Annotated in this window: 10 protein-coding genes and 1 tRNA gene; all 11 read right to left on the bottom strand. The window is 73.0% G+C overall.

The window, feature by feature from the left end; all coding sequences use genetic code 11:
* Nucleotides 1–547: 547 nt before the first annotated feature.
* Nucleotides 548–2,023, bottom strand: coding sequence for a bifunctional UDP-N-acetylglucosamine diphosphorylase/glucosamine-1-phosphate N-acetyltransferase GlmU (gene glmU / locus COUCH_RS04260; protein ID WP_249610790.1), 1,476 nt, complete (start codon nt 2,021–2,023; stop codon nt 548–550).
* Between the two features lie 89 nt (nt 2,024–2,112).
* A tRNA-Gln gene (locus COUCH_RS04255) sits at nt 2,113–2,184 on the bottom strand.
* Nucleotides 2,185–2,232: 48 nt separating this feature from the next.
* A complete protein-coding gene (locus COUCH_RS04250; protein WP_249610789.1) occupies nt 2,233–2,994 on the bottom strand; it encodes a helix-turn-helix domain-containing protein in 762 nt (253 codons plus the stop codon).
* 103 nt (nt 2,995–3,097) lie between these two features.
* Nucleotides 3,098–4,024, bottom strand: a complete 927-nt coding sequence (locus tag COUCH_RS04245) for an alpha/beta hydrolase family esterase (protein ID WP_249610788.1) — start codon at nt 4,022–4,024, stop codon at nt 3,098–3,100.
* A gap of 98 nt (nt 4,025–4,122) precedes the next feature.
* Complete coding sequence (locus tag COUCH_RS04240; RefSeq protein WP_249610787.1) at nt 4,123–5,802, bottom strand: hypothetical protein; 1,680 nt, start codon at nt 5,800–5,802, stop codon at nt 4,123–4,125.
* A 162-nt stretch (nt 5,803–5,964) separates the two neighbouring features.
* On the bottom strand, nt 5,965–7,539 hold the full coding sequence (locus tag COUCH_RS04235) for a hypothetical protein (protein ID WP_249610786.1): 1,575 nt from the start codon (nt 7,537–7,539) through the stop codon (nt 5,965–5,967).
* Nucleotides 7,540–7,663: 124 nt separating this feature from the next.
* Complete coding sequence (locus COUCH_RS04230; RefSeq protein WP_249610785.1) at nt 7,664–8,605, bottom strand: sulfotransferase domain-containing protein; 942 nt, start codon at nt 8,603–8,605, stop codon at nt 7,664–7,666.
* 8 nt (nt 8,606–8,613) lie between these two features.
* Entirely contained in the window at nt 8,614–9,384 is a 771-nt protein-coding gene (locus COUCH_RS04225; RefSeq protein WP_249610784.1) for an alpha/beta fold hydrolase, read from the bottom strand.
* Entirely contained in the window at nt 9,381–9,680 is a 300-nt protein-coding gene (locus COUCH_RS04220) for an acyl carrier protein (protein ID WP_249610783.1), read from the bottom strand. Before COUCH_RS04220 ends, COUCH_RS04225 begins: the two co-directional genes overlap by 4 nt.
* A gap of 11 nt (nt 9,681–9,691) precedes the next feature.
* Entirely contained in the window at nt 9,692–14,404 is a 4,713-nt protein-coding gene (locus COUCH_RS04215) for a type I polyketide synthase (protein WP_249610782.1), read from the bottom strand.
* A 5-nt stretch (nt 14,405–14,409) separates the two neighbouring features.
* Nucleotides 14,410–21,522: a type I polyketide synthase gene (locus COUCH_RS04210; protein WP_249610781.1), complete on the bottom strand. Its 7,113-nt coding sequence runs from the start codon at nt 21,520–21,522 to the stop codon at nt 14,410–14,412.
* Nucleotides 21,523–21,601: the final 79 nt, after the last annotated feature.

The following is a 21,601-nucleotide window of genomic DNA, read 5'->3' as shown; positions in this document are numbered from 1 at the left end:
GCCAGAAGCGCGAGGAGGCGAACGGCGGGCGCGCCGGGAGCGCGGGCGCGCAGGGAGCGCAGGGAGCGCAGGGAGCGCAGGGAGCGCAGGGAGCGCGGGCGCGCAGGGAGCGCAGGGAGCGCAGGGAGCGCAGGGAGCGCAGGAGCGCACGAGCGCACGAGCGCCGGCAGCGCACGAGCGCCGGCAGCGCGGGGTACGCCGGGAGCGCGGGGTGCGCAGGTCTCGAGCGCGGCGCCGAGAGCGCAGGGTGCGAGGACGCGCCGGGAGCGCGGGGTGTGCAGGTCTCGAGCGCGGCGCCGAGAGCGCAGGGTGCGAGGACGCGCCGGGAGCGCGGGGTGTGCAGGTGTCGAGCGCGGCGCCGAGAGCGCAGGGTGCGAGGACGCGCCGGGAGCGCAGGGTGTGCAGGTGTCGAGCGCGGCGCCGAGAGCGCAGGGTGCGAGGACGCGCCGGGCTCCGGGAACGGGAACGAGGCGCGCGAGCGCAGCGCGGGGGCAGGGGCCAGGGCGTCGGCGGTCCGGAGCCCGGCCGCCGACGAGGGCAGGCGCCGCTACGCGGTCGCGTCCGGCGAGGTGGGCTGGTCCGCGGCCGCCTTCTGCCGGGCCGCCTCCGCCGCCTGCGCGGCCTCCGCCGACACCGTTCCGGGCCGCTTGCGGGCCGTCCAGCCGTCGATGTTGCGCTGCTGTGCCCGGGTCACGCCGAGGCTGCCCGCCGGCACGTCCTTGGCGATCGCGCTGCCCGCGGCCACGTACGCGCCCGGGCCGATCTCCACCGGGGCGATCAGGACGGTGTCGCTGCCCACGAACGCTGCTTCGCCGACGGTGGTGTGGTGCTTGTTGACGCCGTCGTAGTTGGCGAAGATCGTTCCCGCACCGATGTTGGACTTCGGGCCGATCGTGGCGTCGCCCACGTACGAGAGGTGCGGCACCTTGGCGCCGGCGCCCAGCTCGGCGTTCTTGGTCTCGACGAAGCCGCCCACCTTGGCCTTGCGTCCCAGCCGCGTGCCGGGGCGCAGGTACGAATACGGGCCCACGGTCGCGTCCGGGCCGATCTGCGCGCCGACCGACTGCGTACGCAACACCGTCGCGCCCTCGGCGACCACCGTGTCGATCAGGGTTGTGTCCGGGCCGATCACCGCGCCCGTCGCCACCGTGGTGGAACCCTGCAGCTGGGAATTCTGGTCCACGACCGCGTCCGGCTCGAGCGTCACGGTCACGTCGATCCACGTGGTCGCCGGGTCCAGGATCGAGACGCCGGAGCGCATCCACGCCGTGTTCACCCGGTCGCGCAGCAGCGCCCGGAGGCGGGCCAGCTCGGCGCGGTCGTTGCAGCCGAGCGTCTCCTGCGCGTCGGGGGCCACGTACACACCGACCGGGTGGCCGACCGACGCGAGGATGCCGAACACGTCGGTCAGGTATTCCTCGCCCTGGTCGTTGTCCGTGGAGAGCTTGCCGAGCGCCTCGCGCAGCAGCGTGGCGTCGAAAACGTAGATGCCCGCGTTGATCTCCCGGATCGCCCGGACCTCCGGGGAGGCGTCCCGCTCCTCGACGATCCGCTCGAGGTTGCCCTCGGCGTCGCGCACGATGCGGCCCAGACCGGTCGGGTCCGCCACCTCGGCGGCCAGCACGGTCGCGCCCGTGCGGGCCGACTCATGCGTGGTGACCAGGGCCTCCACGGTCTCGGGGCGCAGGAGCGGCACGTCGGCGTTCAGCACCACCACGGTGCCGGCCGCCTCCGGGATCGCGTCGAGCGCGATGCGTACGGCGTGCCCGGTGCCGTTCTGCTCGGCCTGCAGCACCGGCGTCGCGCCGGGAGCGATCTCGGCGAGGTGGGCGCGCACCTGGTCGGCCTTGTGCCCGACGACCACGACCGTGCGGGAGGCACGCGCGGCGTCGGCGGCGTGCAGGACGTGACCGAGGAGGGTGCGGCCGAGCAGCGGGTGCAGCATCTTGGGCGTCGCGGACTTCATCCGCTTGCCTTCGCCGGCGGCGAGGACGACGACGGTGCGGCTCGGGGCCTGGCTCACGCGGGACTCCATTGTTCGCAGTGTGGCAGTGCGGAAACGCGGCGGCACTTCAACCGCACGGCCCCGGCAGGGGCCGAACCACAGGATTGCTCGGCTGTCAGGACTCGAACCTGAAATAGAGGGACCAAAACCCTCTGTGTTGCCAATTACACCACAGCCGATCGGTTCGATCGCCACGCTGACGCCTGGTCGACCGACCGCCGAGACTACTATCTCAGGCCCGTCAAAGCGCCCATCATTCCCTCCACCCGCCAGTAGAGCTCTCGCGACTGCGGCACGGAGACAGCTAGGCAGCCGCGATAGTCCGTGCCAGTGTTCAGCCGCCTGGTGGCCGGGATATGACGCTTGATCGTCGGGCGCTGGAACAACTCGCGCGGCAGCTCCAGCTCGCGCGCCCACCAGTCGGCGGCCGCCTCCGCGTCGGCCGCCTCGTGGATGTGCACGCGATAGTGCACCGAGTCCCTGGTTCGCCCGCAGGCGGCGAGGAACCGCAGGAATAGTGACAGGAGACCGGGGTCGCTGTTGATGAATGTCAGCCGATCGAGTCGCCGCCACGGCTTGGACTTCGCGCCCTCGCACCAGTAGATCGCCGCACCGACCAGCAGGAAGTCACGGTCCGACAGATCACCGACAACGGCGGCGGCCGCCTCGTGCACCTCGGCCCGGCGACGGTCCCGCTCCGCCCGCTTGTCGTTCCAGCGTCCGGCCGCCATCAGCGCCGCGTGTTCCTGCTTGCGGCGCGCCCGCTCGCTGTCGGCGTCGAGCGGGATGTGCTTCACCCAGGCATACGCCGTCGACTTCGCCACCCCCAGCTGCGCGGCGAGGTCGTTGATGGACCAGCCCTCGGCCCGCAGTTCGAGGGCGCGTGCCCGCTGGTCGTCCTTGGCATTGGGGCGGCGGGTCCACTCGGGCGGGTCGATGCCCCGCAGCCAGTCGGTGAGCGTGGCGCTGCCGACCCCGAAGTGCTTCATCAGTTGGGACAGGGAGAGACCTGGATCGACCCGAAGGCGCCTGGCCTCCTCACGTCGAGCGTCCATCATGGTAGATACATTACTGCGCCCCTACAGCCTGATGTCAATGCTGAGGGTGGGCGTTGAGGAACTGCCAGATGGTCGGGGTCGCATCGATCGCCGTGGAGGGCGGGTCGAGGTGGAAGATGCGCTGGGCGATCGGGGTCGGGCGGGAACCCGGCCATTGGTGGCCCGCACCGGCGATCGTGATCAGTTCGACCGCGCGGCCGTCCGGGCACGTCGCCGTGGACGTGGTGACCACGCCCTCCTTGGTGGTCGCCGGGGGCGCGCAGTTGTCGGTCCTGCGCCAGGTGTCGATGAGCGACGGCACCGAGGGGCCGTCGATCTTCACGGGGAGGCGTCCCTTGCCGTCGTTGCTGCGGCGGCCGGGGCCTCCGGCGTACGGGATGGTGGGGTCCTTGTCGCCGTGGATGTGGATGATCGAGAGCGGTTCCGGTGCGGGGCAGTCGTTGATCATCGTGCCGGCGACGGGGGCGATGGCGGCGAAGATGTCGGTGTCGCAGGCGAGGCGGTAGGCGAACATCGCGCCGTTGGAGATGCCGGTGGCATAGACGCGCCTCGGGTCGGCGGGGAGCGTGGAGACGAGCCGGGTGATGAAGCCGACGTCGTCGACCTTGTCGCGGGCTGCCACCCCGCAGCAGTCGGAGCTGACGTTCCAGGTGCGGTTCACCCCGTCGGGGTACGCGACCAGGAAACCGCCCTTGTCCGCTTCGGCGTCCCAGCCGTACGCCTCTTCGGCCTGGCGTCCGGTGCCGACGGCGCCGTGCAGGACGACGACGAGGGGCGCGCCGGCGCGGGCGGTGGCGGGCCGGTACAGCAGGTACGTGCGTTGCCGGCCGTCGACGGTGATCGTGCCGCTCGATTTGCCGACGGGTGGTTCGGAGACCCGCGGTTGCGGCGCCGACTGCCTGGTGCAGCCGGCGAGGACGAGGGCGAGAATCGCCACGGAAACGGCGGCCGGTCTCTTCATGTCGTCACCGTTCTCCGTCGATGTTCGAGGAACGTACGGGCGGGGTCAGAAGTGCGGCTGGGCGGGCCCGACGGCCCGCCCAGCACTGTGGAGACGGCTCAGCGCTTGGTCATCTCGATGAGCTCCCAGCCGCCCTCGGGGCGGGCGTCGCGCTTGTCGGTACGCAGGTTCATCGGGTTGGCCATGCCGAGGTAGAGCCCGCCGTTGCCGTTCGGGATCATGTTGCGGATCCCGTAGTTGAGGTAGTTGCCGAGGCCGCGGGTGTTGACGGCCTGGGCCGGCGAGTTCGAGTCGGGGAACATGTAGAGGTCCCCGCCGAAGTGGGACGGGCTGATCAGCGGCATGTGCCAGTTGTCCGGGTCGGCCAGCGCCTTCTTGGCCCGCTTGTTGACCGGGGCCTGCGGGGCGGCGCCGGCGAGCAGGTCCTTGACCAGGTAGCTCCAGTCCATGGTGCCGACGAAGAGCTTGTTGTCGACCACGGTCATGCGCCACGTGTAGTTGTTGAAGAGGTAGCCGAAGCCGGACTTGCCGTACAGGGGCGTGAAGTTGGTGCTCTTGTCCGACCAGGTGGAGGTCGCCGGGTCCCAGGCGGGCAGGGTCTTCTCGCCGTACACGAGCTCGACCTTCTGGGTGGGCAGGCCCACGTCCTTGGCGCGCCAGATGCTGATCGCGCGCTGGGTCTTGACGGCCTGGTCCTTGGCCTGCTGGTCGGTGGTGGGCGGGTAGACGGTGGCGTGCACGGTGCTGCTCTTCATCGGCACGTGCATGGTGCCCCAGTAGACGTACCCGTCGAATGCGGCGATGCCGCCGCCGCCGTACGTGGCGGACACGACGCGGTCGGGCTCGTACTGGCGGGCGTTCCAGATCTGCTTCCAGCCGTTCTTGTCCTCGTCGTTGAGGCCGGGCAGGCCGTCGGCGAGCTTGGGGCTGATCCAGAGGCCGGCGAGCATCGCCTGGCTGGTGGGCTGCTCGGCCGGCCAGCTGGTGGCGGCGATACGGCCGTCGTAGACGGTGAGGTCGGCGGCCTGCACGGGCAGGGCGGCGACGGTGGTGAAGTCGAACGGGTGGGTGGTGTCACCGTTCCAGCGCCAGACCGCCCCGCCGGCGGAGCCGTTGCGGCCGATGCCGACGCCGAGGTAGAGGGCGTCGTCGGCGACGAGGAACGTCCGGATGTTGCCGTAGTCCGGGAAGTTGATCGAGCCGAGGTACTGCTGGGTCGTGGCGTCGAACGCGAACATGTTGAGCGTGTTCTCGAGCGCGGGGCCGCCGAGCAGGACGACGTTGCCCATGTGGCCGGCGGCGCGCAGGCCGAGGGTGTGGGACAGCCTGAGGGCGTCGTCAGGGCTCTTGGCGCGGATCTCGGCGCTCTTGTTGACGGCACGGCGGGTGGTGAGGTCGTACGTCCACACCTCGGGGGCGCGCATGTCGCCGAGGTAGTCGGGGATCGCCTCGTCGTTCTTGCGTACCTGGCTCTCGCCGTACTCGCAGGTCCAGTTGTCGTTGGCGGTGGGCTTGACGTAGTCGAGCGTGGCGCCGCTGACCAGGCAGTGCACGTTGGCGCCGGTGCCGTACCAGAGGGTCTGGTCGACCTGGGTGAGGCCCCAGACGTAGGCCTGGTTGACCTTGGGTTTGCCGGTGGAGCAGGGCGGTCCGGCGGGGTAGGGCTGGCCGACGCCGTTGAAGCATTCGTCGGGCTTGGCCTTGGCGAGCAGGTTGAACTTGTACCCGGGCCGGGCCGGGGCCGCAGCCGCCGGCGAGACCGCGGCGCCGGCGGCCATGAGGGCCACCGATCCTATGGCGAGAAGTCTTCTTATATTGATCAACTTGATCGTCCTCCTGAGACGCGGCGAGCGCCCGCCGCGAAGGGTTCGCGGGGGCGCGGGGGGATGGGGGCGGGCGGACGGCGTCGTGGGAAGCGCCGCCCGCCCACGTTCGTGGTGTTACGGGTTGGGCACCGTGAGCCTTCTCAGCTCCCAGCCGCCCTCGGGGACGGAGTCGGCGGGATCGGTGCGCAGGTTCATCGGGTTCGCCATACCGAGGTACAGGTTGTTCCCGTCGGCGACCATGTTGCGGACGCCGTAATTGAGGTAGTTGCCGAGGCCGCGGGTGTCGACGGCCTGGGCGGGGGCGTCCGCGGAGGGGAACGCCCACAGGTCGGCGCCCCAGCCGGACGGGTCGGTGGGGGGCGCGTCCTCGGCGAGGTCCTGGACGAGGTAGCTCCAGTCCATCGTGCCGACGTAGAGGCGGCCACCGGCCACGGTCATCCGCCACGTGTAGTTGTTGAACGTGTTGCCGAACCCGGACTTGCCGTACCGCGCGGTCCAGCCCGTCGGGACCGCCGCCCAGGTGCCCGTCTCGGGCGTGTACCGGGGCAGGGCGGATTCGCCGTACAGCAGCTCGATCTCCTGCTGCGGGGTGCCGAGGTTCCGGCCGCGCCAGATGCTCGTCGCGCGCTGGGTGAAGCGGACCTGGGCGCGCTGCGCCTCCGGCGTGGGCTGCGGGTACGTCGTCTGGTGCACCTTGGTGGCCTTGAGCGGCACGTGCATGCTGCCCCAGTACACCCAGCCGCCGTACGCCGCGACGCCGCCAAGGCCGTACGTGCCCTTGATGAGCGGATCGGTCTCGTACCTGCCGGCGTTCCACACCTGGCTCCAGCCACCGGCGTCACCGGCGTCCAGCGGCAGCGCCGGGCTGCGCCACACGCCGGCGAGCTGGGCGTCCGTGGTGGGCTTGGCCGTCGACCAGGTCGTCGCGTACAGCCGGCCGTCCTGGTACGCGAGATCGGCGGCCTGCGCGGGCAGCGTGCCGACCCGCTCGAACAGGAACGGGGTGATCCGGCTGCCACGCCAGCGCAGCACCGCGCCGCCGCGACTGCCGTCCGGGCCGATGCCCACCCCGAGGTACAGCGAGCCGCCGGCGGCCAGGAACGTACGGGCGTTGCCGTACTGGGCGAAGGTGTGCGAGCCGAGGTAGCGCTTCGTGACCGCGTCGAAGGCGAACACGTTGAGGGTGCTGGTCAGGTCGGGCCCGGCGAACAGCACGACACCGTTGAGCGTGCCCGCCGCGCGGAGGCCCAGCGTGCTGCGCAGCCGGCGGGCGTCCACGTCGGAGGCGGCCGAGATGTCACCGGACCGGTTGGTGAGGCTGCCGGTGGTGGCGTCGTACAGCCACGCCTGCGGCGCCCGCACGTCACCGAGCGCGTCGGGCACCGCCGGGTGGGTGCGGGCGACCTGGCTCTCGCCGTACTCGCAGACGTAGTTGTCGTTGACCACCGGCTCGCTGGTGGCGAGGCTGGTGCCGCTGGTCAGGCAGTGGGTGTTGGCGCCGGTGCCGAACCAGACCTGCTTGCCGGCCCGGGTCAGGCCCCACACGTACGCCTGGTTCACCTTCGGCTTGCCCTGGGCACACGGCGGCCCCGGCGGGTACGGCTGCCCGATGCCCGCGAAGCACTCGTCGGCCGCGGCCTTGCCCAGCAGCTCGAAACCCGACGGGTCCGACACCGCGGTCGGCGACACCGCTAACAGGACAGCTACCAACCCGGCTAATCCACTCATGCCGCGCCTCCAGTCGGCATGCCCTCCTGGCCCTCACCGTCAAGGCCGTTGCCCGGTTCGGCAAGGAGATGCTCGGTGCAGTCGGTCATGCCGGCACCGCCACGGGTTCGGGTTTACGCACCCGGTCGGCCACCGACACCGCCCAGCCGGCCGGGTCGGCGAAGCCGAGGAACGCACCGAGCGCGGTCAGCTCCCCCACCGGGTCCGCGACCAGGGCCTCGTACGCCATCGTGTGCAGGTGGGCCGGCGGGTGGTCGGCCAGCGCCTGCTCGGCCTGGCTGCTCATGAACGCGCACAGCCCCATGAAGCGTTTCGGGTCGCGGCCGCGCTCCTGCAGGAACTCGGCGGTGAGCCGGTCCGGCAGGTACGCGCGGACCTCCTCCGGCATGTCGTCGCTCGCGTCGGCGGTGAGCGGGTCCACGCCGTACCGTCCGACCGCCTCGACCCGCAGCTGCACGAGCTGGAACGAGGAGTGCCGGCTCATCGACTTCGCGGTGGCCGCCCAGTCCCGGGTCAGGTACACGATCTTCGCGGTCGGGAAGTTCTCCAGCAGTGACGTCGTCACCTGGCTGGAGCCGCCGGACCGCTCGACCCAGCGCTTCTTGCCGGTCAGCTCGGTGAGCAGGTCCAGGAACGCCTGGTGGTGCGCGCCCACGCTCTGCGTCGGGAACTCCCGCACCCGCGGCGCGAGCCGGTCGAACAGCTCGTCCGGGTCGTCGGTCAGCTTGGCCAGCGTGATGGCCAGGATCCGCGGGAGGTTGACCAGGTCGTCGTTGAAGCGGCCGGACGCCGGGTAGCGCACCTCCTTGGGCGGCACGCCGATGCGGAACAGCACCGACAGCTCCTCCTTGGGGCCGCTGAGCACGTCCCAGTACGCCGGCCCGGTGATGATCTCGGTGCTCCGGTTCCACGGCGCCACCGACATGAAGAACTCCTGGACCGAGCAGGTCTCCGGCTCCTCGACGATCAGGTCCGAGAGCAGGGTGGAACCACAGCGGCCGTTGCTGATGATGATGGCGCGGTCCATCGGACCTCCTAGTGCACGTGGGTGGCGAGCCAGGGCAGCACCTCGGCGCGCACCTGGTCGGGAGCCTTGATGAGCAGGGTGTGCTTCTGGCCGGGAACGACGACGTGCTTCGACTGCGGCAGCAGCCGCTCGGTGGCGGTCGCGAGCTCCTTGACCGCCGATTCGCCGCCGTACAGGCACAGGACGGGACAGTCGATCGCGGCGAGCGCCGCCGGGTCCGGCAGGTCGCTCGCCGGCAGTTCCTCGCCGATGCTGGTCTGCGCGAGAAGGGCGGACGCGGCCTGCATCCGCCGGGCCACCAGCGGGCGGCTCGCGGTCACCGCGTCGGCGTCCGCGAGGGTCTCGGCCGCCCGGGCGAGCCGGCGCGCCATCCGGGCGAACCACTCCCCGGTGGGCGGCGCCGACTCGATCGTGGCGATGCCGGCGACCGCGGCCGGGTGACGGGCCGCGTACGCGAACGCGACCGTGCCCCCGAACGAATTGCCGAACACATGGACCGGGCCGTCGGCGCCCCAGTGCGCGAGCAGCGCCTCGAGATCGTCGACGAAGTCGGCCAGCCGGTAGCCGGTCTCGGGCCGGGCGCTGCGGCCGTGACCGCGCAGGTCGTACAGCAGGACCCGCATGCCGGACTCGGCGAGCGGGTGGGCCAGCGTCAGGAACCAGCTCGCCATGCTGTCCGAGGTCATGCCGTGGATCAGCACCACCGTGCCCCGGTGGGCGCCGATCGGCGGCACCTCCTCCACGTGCAGGACGATCCCGTTCGCCCGGACCATGCTCATGACGTGGCCGGCACCTTCGCGAGGGAGTCGGCGATGTAGTCGACGAGCTGACCGACGCGCAGCTCGCCCACCGACTCGACGTCCAGGCCGGAGACGAACAGCGCGAAGTTCACCGCGGTGCCGTAGCGGGCCTGCAGCCGTCCGGCCAGCGAGACGACGTCGATGCTCTCCATGCCCAGGTCGTCGCGGAAGGTGGTGTCCATGGTGATCTCGGCGTCATCGCCGAAGTCGCCGAGCACGGAACGCAGCATCCCGGAGACGTCGGCGAGGATCGTGGTGGTGTGGTCGAGGGGCATGGCGGTGCTCCTTATTTCTGTGCGGTGGTGGTCCAGGCGACGACGTATCGGCGCGGCGGCAGCTCCGGCGGGTTCTCGATCTCCCGCCAGGCCACCGGGAAGACCCGGCCGCCGACGGTGACCGTGCCGGCGGCCAGCGAGACCTCGAAGCGGCGGGGTGCGCCGTCGAGCCCCGTGCCGAGCGCCTTGCCGACGGCCTCCTTCGCGGCCCAGAGCCGGGCGAAGCTGCGGTCGTCGGTGAGCTGGGCGCGTTCGGCGTCGGTGAGCGCGTACCGGTAGGTGCTCTCGTCGCGCGGGGCGATCTCGACGACGTCGATCCCGACCTCCGCGCCCGCCGGGCCCGCGATGGCGACACCCGCCTCGCCGGTGTGCGCGATCGACACCGCGCAGTCGACCAGGCCGCGGCCCGGTCGCAGCTGCACGTACGGGCGGCCGCTCGGCTCGTTGCGCACCGTCAGCTCGATCGGGTAGACGTCGGTGTGCCCGGCGTCCCACTGCCGGAACCGCACCGCGTCCTTGGCGGCGATCCGGCCCAGCATCCACTGGTTGCGGCGCGCGCCGGGCATCCGCTCGTACTCGAGCGCGGCCTCGCCGCCGAGGATGCCGCGCGCCGCCATGCCGCGGGTGACCAGGTCGGTCCACGCGTCGAAGACGACCGTCCAGCCGCCGTCCTGGCGCTGCGACATCGGGTACTTCTCCGGGAACCGCTCGCAGGCCCGCGCGGTCGGGTGGCTGTCGAACCGCCGGTCGGTGGCGCCGTTGATCTGCGCCCACACCCGGCCGTTCACCGACAGCTGGGTGTCGGCGACCAGCTCGCCGTCGGTGATGGTGCGTACCCGGGCCACGCAGTCGAAGGCCGTGCCGGGAGCGGGCGGCGGCCCGTGGAACGTGACGTGGCGCAGCCCGACCGGCAGCGCGACCGTGCGGAACGGCTGCGTCGTGATCAGCCAGTTGCCGATGAGCTGCAGGGCGTTGTCGAGCAGCGCCCCGGGCGGCGTCGGCGCGGTGACGATGCCACGGACGTGCATGTCGCCGAGCGCGTGGACGTCGGTGACGCCCTGGAACAGCGGGCCGTGGAACATGAGCCGCTCGGCGTACATCTGCTCGGCGCTGACCGTGGGCGGGAACTCGGTCGCCGGGTCCTGCGTCCACGGCTTCTCGGCCGGCTCCGGGTAGGTGGCCGCCATCTCCACGGTGGAGCGGGCGTACCCGCCGAAGATGACGGTGACGGTGTCCGCGCCGGAACGCTTGACCGTGATGTCGACCTTCTGCGGCGGCGCGGCGATCAGCCAGCGATTGAACTTCGCGTCGCGCACGGTGACGGCCCGCAGCCCGGGCAGGGCCCGCTCGGCGGCGTCCATCATGTGCTGCACCACGGTCGTCGCGGGCACCACCGGCCAGCGGTCCTCGACCCGCGGCCAGTCGTCCGGCTGCACGAAGAAACAGTGGTCACGCAGGTAGGGCATCGTCTCCACGGAGACGTCGAGGGTCGTTCTGAGGAGGACTTCCTCCGCTTGGCCCGACGGTACGGCTACCGGCCTGGCTGACACCGCCGATCCGTGCCCAGCGGTTACCGATGGTGGTGCCGCAACCGGCCTCGCCGCCGGCGCCGTCGCCGCCCGCTGCCGAGGAATCCCCGCCGCGGCGGGCACCGGCGCGGCAGGCACCGGCGCGGGTTGCTGCCGCGGGATGGCCGGCGCGGGCTGCTGCCGCGGGGTCACCGGCCGTCGTGCGGGGGCCGTGGCGGCGGCGTTCATGACCGTGACCGCGTCGCTGGCGGTCTCCTGCAGCAGCGCGGCCAGCTCGGCCGCCGCCTTCGACGTGCCCGCCATCTTGCTCAGCGCGGACAGCGCCGCGGTGTGCGCCTCGGCGTTGCCGTGCACCGGCGCCGGCTGCGCGGTCGTGGGCTGCACGGGCGCGGGCTGCGCGGGCTTGGGTTGCGCTGGGGCCGGCTGCGGGGGTTTGGGCTGCGCCGCGGCCGGCTGCGCGGGCTTGGACTGTGCAGGCTTGGGCTGCGCCGTGGCCGCTTCTTCGGTGCGACCCACCCCCAGGATCCGGTCCGCGCCCTCGCCGAGCTTCACCAGCGGGCCGCCCAGGTCGAGGCGGACCGCCGGGCCCTTGCGCGCGGACGGCTCGGCCACCGCGTTCAGCTTCGGCGCGGGCCGCTGCGCGGGCGCGGGGTTCAGCACCTCGAGGTGGGGGTCGCCGCCGTCCACCCACAACGCCGTGGCGACCCGGCGCAGCTGGGCCAGGCCGTCGCGGCGGGACACGTTCACCGGCATCGCCAGATGGTCGCGGTCGCGCAGGTTGTCGTCGATCAGCGAGGCCAGCTGACCGGCGCCCACCTGCAGGAACACCCGGATGCCGGCGTCGTACATCGCGCCGACCGTACGGCGGAACCGGACCGGCTCGATCATGTGCCGGATGAACAGCTGGTTGACCTCGTCCGGGTCCGAGGGGAACGGGGCGGAGATCGTGCCCGACCACACCGGCACCTCGGTCGGGTGCACCTCCCAGCGGCCCAGCGCCGCGCCGATCGCCTGGAGCCCCTCGGCGAACACGGGGGTGTGGAACGCCGACCGGAACGGCAGCAGCTGACACAGGATCGTCCGCGCGCGCAGGTCGTCGACCAGGCGCTGCACCTGCTCGCGGGGACCGTTGACCACGCACTGGCTGGGCGCGTTGTCGTGCGACAGGACCACGCCCGGGTAGCCGTCGAGCAGCGGCGTCACCGTCTCCATCGGGGCGCTGACCGCGGCGAACGCGTACCCGGAGACCTCCACGCTGTCGGCGTCGAAGATGCCGAGGAACGCGTCGACGCCCTGGGTGCTCATCTGCCCGGTGACCGCCGCGGCGGTCCACTCCCCGAGGCTGTGCCCGGCGACGGCGTCCGGGCGTACGTTCATCCGCCGCAACGCGTCGTCCAGGAGCTTGCCCACCTCGACGAGGCCGGAGCCGTGCTTGCCGAGGTCCTCGGCGGTCCACTCGCGGTGCGGCAGCCCGAAGTGCGCGGCGATGTCGGCCGTACGCGGCGCGAACTCGGCCTCCACGCCGGGGAAGACGAACGCCAGCTTGCCACCGCCGGGGCCGAGCAGCGGGCGCGGCGTGAACCACAGGTCACGCCCGCCGCGCCACGCCTCACCGCGCGCCACGATCTTGCGGGCGATGGCGAGACGCTGGTCGGTGGGGTCGACGAGGCCGAGGCGTACCGGGCCGCCGGTCGCGGGGCGGGGCAGGTCGCGGACGTCGGGGCGCTCGAGCAGGCGGCCCATCTCCTCCACCGACGAGGTGGCGAGCCAGAGAATGTGCTCGGGCTCGGCGACCGTCACGGGCGCGGCGGACTCGTACTGCTCGACGATGACGTGGGCGTTCACGCCGCCGAAGCCGAACGCGTTGACGCCGGCCCGGCGCGGTCCCTCGCTGCGCCACGGCTGGGCGGCGGGGATCGGCTGGAACCGGGTCTTCGCCATCTCCGCGCGCGGCTTCGTGACGTTCAGGGTCGGCGGCAGGACGCCGTGGTACACCGCCAGCGTCGCCTTGATGAGGCCGGCCACCCCGGCCGCCGGCATCGCATGGCCGATCATGGACTTCACCGAGCCGATGACCGGCTTCTCGCCGCCGGCGTACGCCCCGAACACCTCGGCCACGGAGGTCAGCTCCGCGGCGTCGCCGGTCGGAGTGGCCGTGCCGTGCGCCTCGAGCAGGCCCAGGGCGTCCGGGGCGGTCGGGTCGAGCCCGGCCATCTCCCAGGCGCGCCGGATCGCGAGGACCTGGCCGGAGCTGGCGGGGTTGAACATGCTCGCCGAGCGGCCGTCGCTGGAGGTGCCGCTGCCGCGGATGACCCCGTACACCCGGTCGCCGTCGCGCTCGGCGTCGGCCAGCCGCTTGAGCACCACCATGCCGGTGCCCTCGCCGATGAGCACGCCGTCCGCGTCGGCGTCGAACGGGCGGATGTCGCCCTTGCGGCTCAGCGCCTGCAGCTGGCTGAACACCGACCAGAAGCTGATGTCGTGCACGTGGTGGACGCCGCCGGCCAGCACCGCGTCGAGCCGGCCGTTGTCCAGCTCGGTCATGCCCTGGTCGACGGCGATCAGCGAGGACGCGCACGCCGCGTCGATCGTGTACGCCGGCCCGCGCAGGTTCAGCCGGTTCGCCACCCGGGACGCGGCCAGGTTCGGCACCAGCCCGATCGTGCCCTCGGGCTGGTGCTTGCCGAGCCGCTCGTCGATGCGGTCCCGCAGCAGCTCGAGGCGGTCCTCACCGAGGTCCGGCATGAGCTCGCGGAGCACGCTGATGACCTGGCTGGCCATGCGCACCTTGTTGGCGTACCGGGACGCGGCGGGGTTGAGCAGGCCGCCGCGGCCCAGGATCACGCCGATCCGGTCGGCGTCGGGCAGCCGCTGCGAGCCGCCCGCGTCCGCGATCGCCGCCGCGGCCACCTCGAGCGCGATGAGCTGGTCCGGCTCGATGTCGCCGACCGAGTTGGGCATGATGCCGAACTTCAGCGGCTCGAAGACGGCCTGGTCGTCGAGGAACCCGCCGCGGCGGGTGTAGAGCCGGTCGGGGCGGTGCGCGTTGTCCGGGTCGTAGAACAGCGCGTCGAAGCGGTCCTCGGGGACATCGGTGATCATGTCCTTGCCGTTGACCAGGTTCTGCCAGTACTGGTCGAGGGTGGCGGCACCCGGGAAGATCGCCGCCATCCCCACGATCGCGATCGGCTGCACGGCGCCTACCAGCCCGACGCGGTGAGCACGACCGACGGGCTGTCGCCCCACGCCAGTTCACGCAGCAGGCTCATCGCGCCCTCCTCGGGGTCGATGAGGCCGATGCCGCGGCGGGCGTACTCGGCGGTCAACTCCGGGGTGACCATGCCGCCGTGCTGCCCGACCGGCGCCCACGGACCCCAGTGCACGGTCAGCGCGCGCCGACCGGTTGCCTGGGACCAGCGGGTGCCCATCGCGTCGAGCGCGTCGTTGGCCGCCGCGTAGTCGCTCTGCCCGCGGTTGCCGTACGCGGCCGCGATGCTGCCGAACATGACCACGAACCGGGGCGCGGCGCCGCACGCGTCGAGCGCCTCGAGCACCGACCGGGCGCCGTCGACCTTGGTGCGGAACACCCGCTCGAAGGAGGCCGGGTCCTTGTCGCCGATCAGCTTGTCCTCGATGATCCCGGCCGCGTAGACCAGGCCGTCCAGGCGGCCGTGCTCGTCGTGGATCCGCTTGATCAACCGGCGGGTCGCCTCGTCGTCGCGGACGTCGAGGGAGTGGTAGCGCACCTCGGCGCCGAGCTCGGTCAGCTCCGCCACGGTCGCGTTGACCTCGCGGGCGGCCAGGATGGCCGAGGCCGCCCGGTCGATGTCGGCCGGGGAGCGCATGCCACGCCGGGCGAACGCCGCGCGCAGCGCCGCCTTGTCGCCGGCGGCGGCCAGCTCCGGGTCCTCGTCGGTCTGCGGCAGCGGGGTGCGCCCCACCAGCTCGATCCGGCACCGGGAGGCGGCGGCGACCGTACGGGCGAACCACGGCGTGATGCCCCGCGCCCCGCCGATCAGCACCACCACCGCGTCCTGGTCGAGCCCGATCGCGCGGGCCTCGGCCACGCCGTCCCCGGCCGGTCCCGCCCCGCCGTCGGCGAGCACCCCGAGGCCGCTCTCGGTGAGCCGCCCGATGAGGCGCCCCTCCGCACGGCGGTACACGACGGGGGCCGTGGAGACGTCGTGCACCTCCTCCATCAGCGCGCCGGCGATGTCGTCGGCGGAGGCCTGCGCGGGCATCTCGACGTAGCGGGCGACAGTCTCCGGATACTCCCGCGCGATCGTGCGGAACAGCCCGGTCAGGCCGTCGGTGCGGGCGTCGGCCGGTCCGGCGGCGAGCAGCCGGCGCGGGTTTGCGGCGAGGGCGTTCTTGAGGAAGCCGAACGCGTCGGGCAGCAGCGGGCCGGAGCCCTCGGTGAGCCCGTCGAGCAGGATGATGCCGTCGGCGCCGGCCGGGTCGTCCGCGAGCGTCCCGGTCGCCGCGGTGGCGCCGGACTCGCTGAGCAGCTCGGCGAGCCGTACGCCGGCCGCCCCGCCACCGGTGATCAGGAAGCGGGCACCGGTCAGGTCCGCTCCGGCCGTCCCGCCCGGAGTGGCCGGCTCGAGGCGTGCGACGAGCCGCTGCGGCGCGATGCCCAGCCGGGGCGGCGTCTCGCTCTCCTCGGCCTCGACCTCTGCCGCCGCGACGGGCTGCACCGGGGCCGCGGTCGCGTTGATCTTCGTGTCGAGCCAGCCCACCATCGCGCGTACGGTCCGCGCCTTGACCAGGTCCTCCAGCTCGGACTCGTCACCTTCCACGGCGAGCCCCAGCCGGTCGGCAACTTCGCCGGCCACCTCGGCGCGCTTGATCGAGTCGACGCTCAGGTCCGCCTCGAGGTCGAGGTCGAGCTCGATGAGCTCCTCCGGGTATCCGGTGCGCTCGCTGATCACCGCGAGCACCGCACCCTGCACATCGATCGAAGAAGCGGGCGCGGGCGCGGGCGCCACCGCAACGACAGCGGCCGGTGCCGTGGCGTTGATCTTGGAGTCGAGCCAGCCCACCATCGCGCGTACGGTCCGCGCCTTGACCAGGTCCTCCAGCTCGGACTCGTCACCCTCCACCGCCAGGCCGAGCCGGTTGGCGACCTCGCCGGCCACTTCGGCGCGCTTGATGGAGTCGACGCTCAGGTCCGCCTCGAGGTCCAGGTCCAGCTCGATGAGCTCCTCGGGATATCCGGTGCGCTCGCTGATGACGGAGAGCACCGCACCCTGGACGTCGATGCCGGGGGTCGCCGCTGCCGGCTGCGCAACGAGCACCGCCTCCGTCTCGGCCACCGTCGGGTAGTGCACCCCGACGGACGCCATCACCGGCGCCGGGGACACCGGCGCGGCCATCGGGACGGCCGCCGCGACCGGTACGGGTGCCGCCGCCGGCACCTCCCCCGGCTGCCACACGAGCCGCCCGCCGGAACCGTCCCCGCCCAGGAACGCCAGCAGCACGTCGCGCTGGGTCGCGATCAGGTCCCGGCTGGTCCGCAGGAACTCGCTGACCAGCTCGCTGCGGCTGTCGCGGACGCCCTCGGGCCCCGGCGCTGCGGTCATCGTCACCTCTCCGATCTCGATGCGCCGGGCGGGGGTCATCCCGCCGGGCAGGCACTGTCCGTTGCCGTCGCGCACCACCTGGCCGTCGACGGTCCACATGGGGCGGTTGCTCGCCGGCGCGGCCGGGTCACCGGCGTCGCGGCCCGCGAAGAGCCAGCCGGTCTGCACGGGCACCCCGGCGCAGGCCAGCTCGGCGGCGGCGGTGAGCAGGGCGCGCAGGCCCTGCCCGGGTCGGCCGTCGACGGTGACGACCAGGTGCGGGCGGTCGCCGAGCACCGCGCCGACCAGGCCGGCGAGCACCTGGCCCGGGCCGGCCTCGACGAAGATGCGAGCGCCGGCGGCGTACATCGCCTCGATCTGCTCGACGAAGCGGACCGGCGAGCCGATCTGCGCTGCGAGGCCCTCACGCACCGCGGCGGCGTCCGCCGGGTACGGCTCCGCGCTGCGGTTGGACCACACCGGGAACGCCGGCGCGCCGATCTCGCGGGTGGCGAGCACGCCGGCGAAGGTGCCGGAACCGCCCGCCACGACGGGGCTGTGGAACGCAGCCGCCACCGGGATGCCACGGGCGCGCAGCCCGGCCTCCTTGAGCGCGGCCGTCGCGCGCTGGACCGCCTCGGTCGGTCCCGAGATGACGACCTGCGTCGGCGCGTTGTGGTTCGCGAGCACCACCTCGCCGGAGAGCCCGGCCGCGGCCAGCACGGCGGAGATCTGCTCGGCGGTGCCGCTCACCGCGGCCATCGTGCCGGGGTCGTCGCCCGCGGCGGCGAGGATGGCGGCGGCCCGCTCGCGGCTCAGGTCCAGCAGCGTCGCCGGGTCGAAGGCGCCCGCGGTGCACAGCGCCACGAGCTCGCCGTAGCTGTGCCCGCCGGCCATGTCGGGGCGTACGCCGAGGCGTCGCAGGACGTGGTCGGCGGCGAGACCGCCGATGCCCAGCACGGGCTGCGCGACGCGGGTGTCGCGTACCCGGTCGTGCTGGGCCTTCTCGGTCTCCTCGTCGAACGCCGTCGGCGGGAACAGCAGGTCCGCCCATTCCCGCCCGAGCTCGAGGTACTCGTGGAGCTCGGGGAAGGCGACGAACAGGTCGGACAGCGCGCCGGGTTTCTGACTGCCCTGGCCCGGGAACAGGAAGGCGACCTTTCCCTGCTCTACGGCCGCGGGCGGCTGGATGAGACCGGTACGCGGGTCGTGCTCGCCGTTCAGCGCCCGGCGCAGCAGCCCGGCCAGGTCGTCCACGTCGGAAGCCACGACCGCGATGCGCACCGGCCCGGTCCGCGGGTCGGACTCACGCCCGGCCGCGGCGGCGAGATCCCGCAGCCGCCCGCTGCCCGGGAGCTTGTCGAGCAGCTTCTGCACACCGCGGCGGGCCGTGTCGACCGTGGCGCCGCGGAACAGGAACAGCTCGGCCGGCCACTGCTGGCGGGTGTGCCGGGGGTCGGCAGTGACGGCGTGCGCGCCGAGCACCACGTGGAAGTTCGTGCCGCCGAAGCCGAACGCGCTGACGCCGGCGTACCGCTCCTCGGCCGGCGCGGACCACGGCCGGGTCTCGGTGTGGAAGGCGAACGGGCTCGACTCCGGACTCCACGCCGGGTTGGGCCGGGTCAGGCCGATCGTCGGCGGCTTCACGCCGGTGTGCAGCGACAGCGCCGCCTTGATGACGCCCGCCATGCCGGCCGCGCACTTGGTGTGGCCGATCTGCGACTTCACCGAGCCCAGCACCGCCGAGCCCGGGCGGGCGCCGTTCTCGGTGAAGAGCCGGGTCAGCGTCTCCAGCTCGGTACGGTCACCGACGACCGTCCCGGTGCCGTGCGCCTCGACCAGCCCCACCTCGCTCGGCGAGATGCCCGCGCCGGCGTACGCCCGGTCGAGCGCCCGCCGCTGCCCCTCGGCGCGCGGCGCGGTCAGGCCCAGCGCCCGGCCGTCGCTGGCGCCGCCGAGGCCCTTGATGACGGCGTACACGCGGTCGCCGTCGCGCTCGGCGTCCGACAGCCGCTTGAGCACCACGGCGGCGACGCCCTCGCCCAGCGCGATGCCGTCGCCGGTGCTGTCGAAGGTGCGGCAGCGGCCGGTCGGCGAGAGCGCGTGCGCCGAGGTGAACATCAGGTAGTCGTTGATGCCGTTGTGCAGGTCGGCGCCGCCGCAGATCATCAGGTCGCTGTCGCCGGCGAGCAGCTCCTTGCAGGCGGAGTCCATCGCGGCCAGCGACGAGGCACAGGCGGCGTCCACGGTGTAGTTGGGGCCGCCCAGGTCGAGCCGGTTGGCCACCCGGCCGGCGATGACGTTGGCTAGCACGCCGGGGAACGTGTCCTCGGTGACAGTGGGCAGCAGGCCCTCCATCTGCTCCGGGACCTCGCCGAGGTAGCCGGGCAGCAGCGTGCGCAGCGTCTGCGTCTGGCTCATGTCGCTGCCCGCCTCGGCGCCGAACACCACGCCGGTACGCGCGTGGTCGAAGCCCGAGTCGTACGCGTACCCCGCGTCCACCAGCGCCCGGTGCGAGATCTCCAGCGCGAGCAGCTGCGTCGGGTCGATGCTCGCCAGCGCGGCCGGCGGGATGCCGTACTTGATCGCGTCGAACGGCACGGGGTCGATGAAGCCGCCCCACTTGGAGACGGTGATCCGGCCGGTCTGCCCGGGGCCGACCTCGGGCGCGTAGTACGTGTCCGCGTCCCAGCGGTCGGCCGGCACCTCGCCCACCCGGTCGGCGCCGGTGAGCACGGTGTCCCAGAAGCTCGCCAGGTCGGGCGAACCGGGGAAGACGCAGGCCATGCCGACGATCGCGACGTCCAGCGGGTCGGCGACCTCGGGCTCGAGCACCGGGTCGAGGCCCAGGTCCACGCGCAGCCCGGCGACCCGGTCGGCGTGCACGGCGGCGGCCGCGGTGGTCACCTGCGCGTGCAGCCCGGCGATCGTGGTGGCCGTGTCGCGCAGCACGGCGACCTGGCCGGCCATGAACAGCCCCTCGGCGGCCTGGGTGGCCTCGTCCACGGTGACCAGCCGGTCGCCGTCGCGGGTCAGGCCCTTGCTGGCGATGCGCAGCCGGCCCACGTTGAGCATCTCCAGCTGCTCCCAGACGACCCGGTTCTCCACGCCGGCACCCTCGAGCTGCCCGCGCAGGTCGTGGAAGTCGTCGACGAAGCCCGACTGCAGGCACCGGGTCGCGTGGCCGGGCGCGGTCTCCAGCAGCGCGGTGCTCGTCGCCTCGATCGCCTGCTGCTGGAACAGCGGCTGGATCGCGCCGTGGGTCACGGCTTCCTCGGTGAACAGGTACGCCGTACCCATGAGCACGCCGACCTGGGCGCCGCGGCGGGTGAGCGGACCGGCCATCGCGGCCACCATCGCCGCCGAGCGCTCGTCGTGGATGCCCCCGGCGAAGAAGATCTGCAGCTCAGCAGCGGTCTCCGCGGGACGGCCGGCGAGGAACTCCTCCAGCACGCCGAGCTGCGCCTCCCACAGCGGGAAGCTGGCGCGCGGGCCGACGTGGCCGCCGCACTCGGCGCCCTCGAAGATGAACTTGCGCGAGCCCGCCTGCAGGAACTGCTTGAGCAGCCCGGGCGAGGGCACGTGCAGGAACGAGCTGATGCCGTCCGCCTCCAGGCCCTTCGCCTGGGCGGGACGGCCGCCGGCGATGATCGCCACGGCGGGGCGGATCTCGCGGATGACCTCGATCTGGGCCGCCCGCAGCTGCTCGGGGGCGAAGCCGAGCACGCCGACGCCCCAGGGCCGGTCGCCCAGCGCGGCGGCGGCCTCGGTGAGCATCCGCCGGGTCTGCTCGGCGTTGGCCAGGGCGAGCGCGATGAACGGCAGCCCGCCCCGCTCGGCCACCGACTCGGCGAACCCGGCGACGTCGCTCACCCGGGTCATCGGGCCCTGCGCGACGGGCAGGTCCACGCCGAGCGTACGGGCCAGCGGCGCCCCCGGGCTGAGCACGTCACCGGCGTCCGCGTGCTCCAGCGCACGCAGGATCGAGTCGCGGACGCCCCGTACGGCGGCGGGCGTGTCGGCGTACCGGCGGGCGAAGTCGGCGGCGAGCCAGCCGTCCTGGCCGACGGAGAGCAGCGCGCCGTCGCTCTCGAGGCCCCGCAACCCGTCGCGCAGCACGGTCTCGGTGCCGTCCATCCGGCGGATCGCGGAGCGCGCGGCGTCCGACACAGTGGACTCGGGCAGCAGCGTCAACTGGGTGTCGAGCAGCACGCCCGCCGCCCCACCGACGACGCAGGCGGCCGCGGTGTACGGCCCCACCCCCCCGGCCACCCACACCGGCACGTCCAGCCCGGCGAGGTGCTGGAGCAGCACGAACGCGCTCAGCTCGCTGACCCGCCCGCCGGACTCCATTCCCCGCGCGACGAGCCCGTGCGCGCCCGCCGCGATTGCGGCACGCGCCTCGTCCAGAGTGGTCACCTCGGCGTACACCCGGTAGCGCTCGGCCAGCGTGGTGATGTCCCAGCCCGCGTCCGCGGCCACGATCATCAGCTCGACCGCGTCCCCGCCCGCGCGCTCCACGTCGGACGGCGTGGCGGCGCATGCGGCGGTGATCCGTACGCCCATGCCGTCGCGCGCCCGGCGGGCCGCGCGGGTCAGCGACCGCAGCGTCCACGGGTCACCCGTGCCCAGGTCGAGGATGCCGACACCGCCGGCCCACGCCGCCGCGGTGACCTGGTGCGGGCTCGGTTCGAGCGCTGCGCCGCCGCTCACGGCAAGGACCAGTGACGTCGTGTGTCGCTCTGTCTTCATCGGACTCCCGCCTCGTCGTTCGGACACGGTTGCACAGCCGGGCAAGGGCATGGGGGAGGAAAGAATGTCGATACGTGAA

The sequence above is a fragment of the Couchioplanes caeruleus genome, assembly GCF_023499255.1.
In the GTDB taxonomy this organism is placed as follows: Bacteria; Actinomycetota; Actinomycetes; order Mycobacteriales; family Micromonosporaceae; genus Actinoplanes; species Actinoplanes caeruleus_A.
The sequence above is the reverse complement of the archived record's forward strand: the minus strand, read 5'-3'. Positions and strand labels throughout refer to the sequence as shown.

Bases quoted from the DNA above. Each gene is read 5' to 3' on its own strand.
- COUCH_RS04250 (WP_249610789.1), bottom strand. From the start codon at position 2,994: ATGAAGCACTTCGGGGTCGGCAGCGCCACGCTCACCGACTGGCTGCGG.
- COUCH_RS04245 (WP_249610788.1), bottom strand. From the start codon at position 4,024: ATGAAGAGACCGGCCGCCGTTTCCGTGGCGATTCTCGCCCTCGTCCTC.
- COUCH_RS04240 (WP_249610787.1), bottom strand. From the start codon at position 5,802: ATGGCCGCCGGCGCCGCGGTCTCGCCGGCGGCTGCGGCCCCGGCCCGG.
- COUCH_RS04230 (WP_249610785.1), bottom strand. From the start codon at position 8,605: ATGGACCGCGCCATCATCATCAGCAACGGCCGCTGTGGTTCCACCCTG.
- COUCH_RS04225 (WP_249610784.1), bottom strand. From the start codon at position 9,384: ATGAGCATGGTCCGGGCGAACGGGATCGTCCTGCACGTGGAGGAGGTG.
- COUCH_RS04220 (WP_249610783.1), bottom strand. From the start codon at position 9,680: ATGCCCCTCGACCACACCACCACGATCCTCGCCGACGTCTCCGGGATG.
- COUCH_RS04210 (WP_249610781.1), bottom strand. From the start codon at position 21,522: ATGAAGACAGAGCGACACACGACGTCACTGGTCCTTGCCGTGAGCGGC.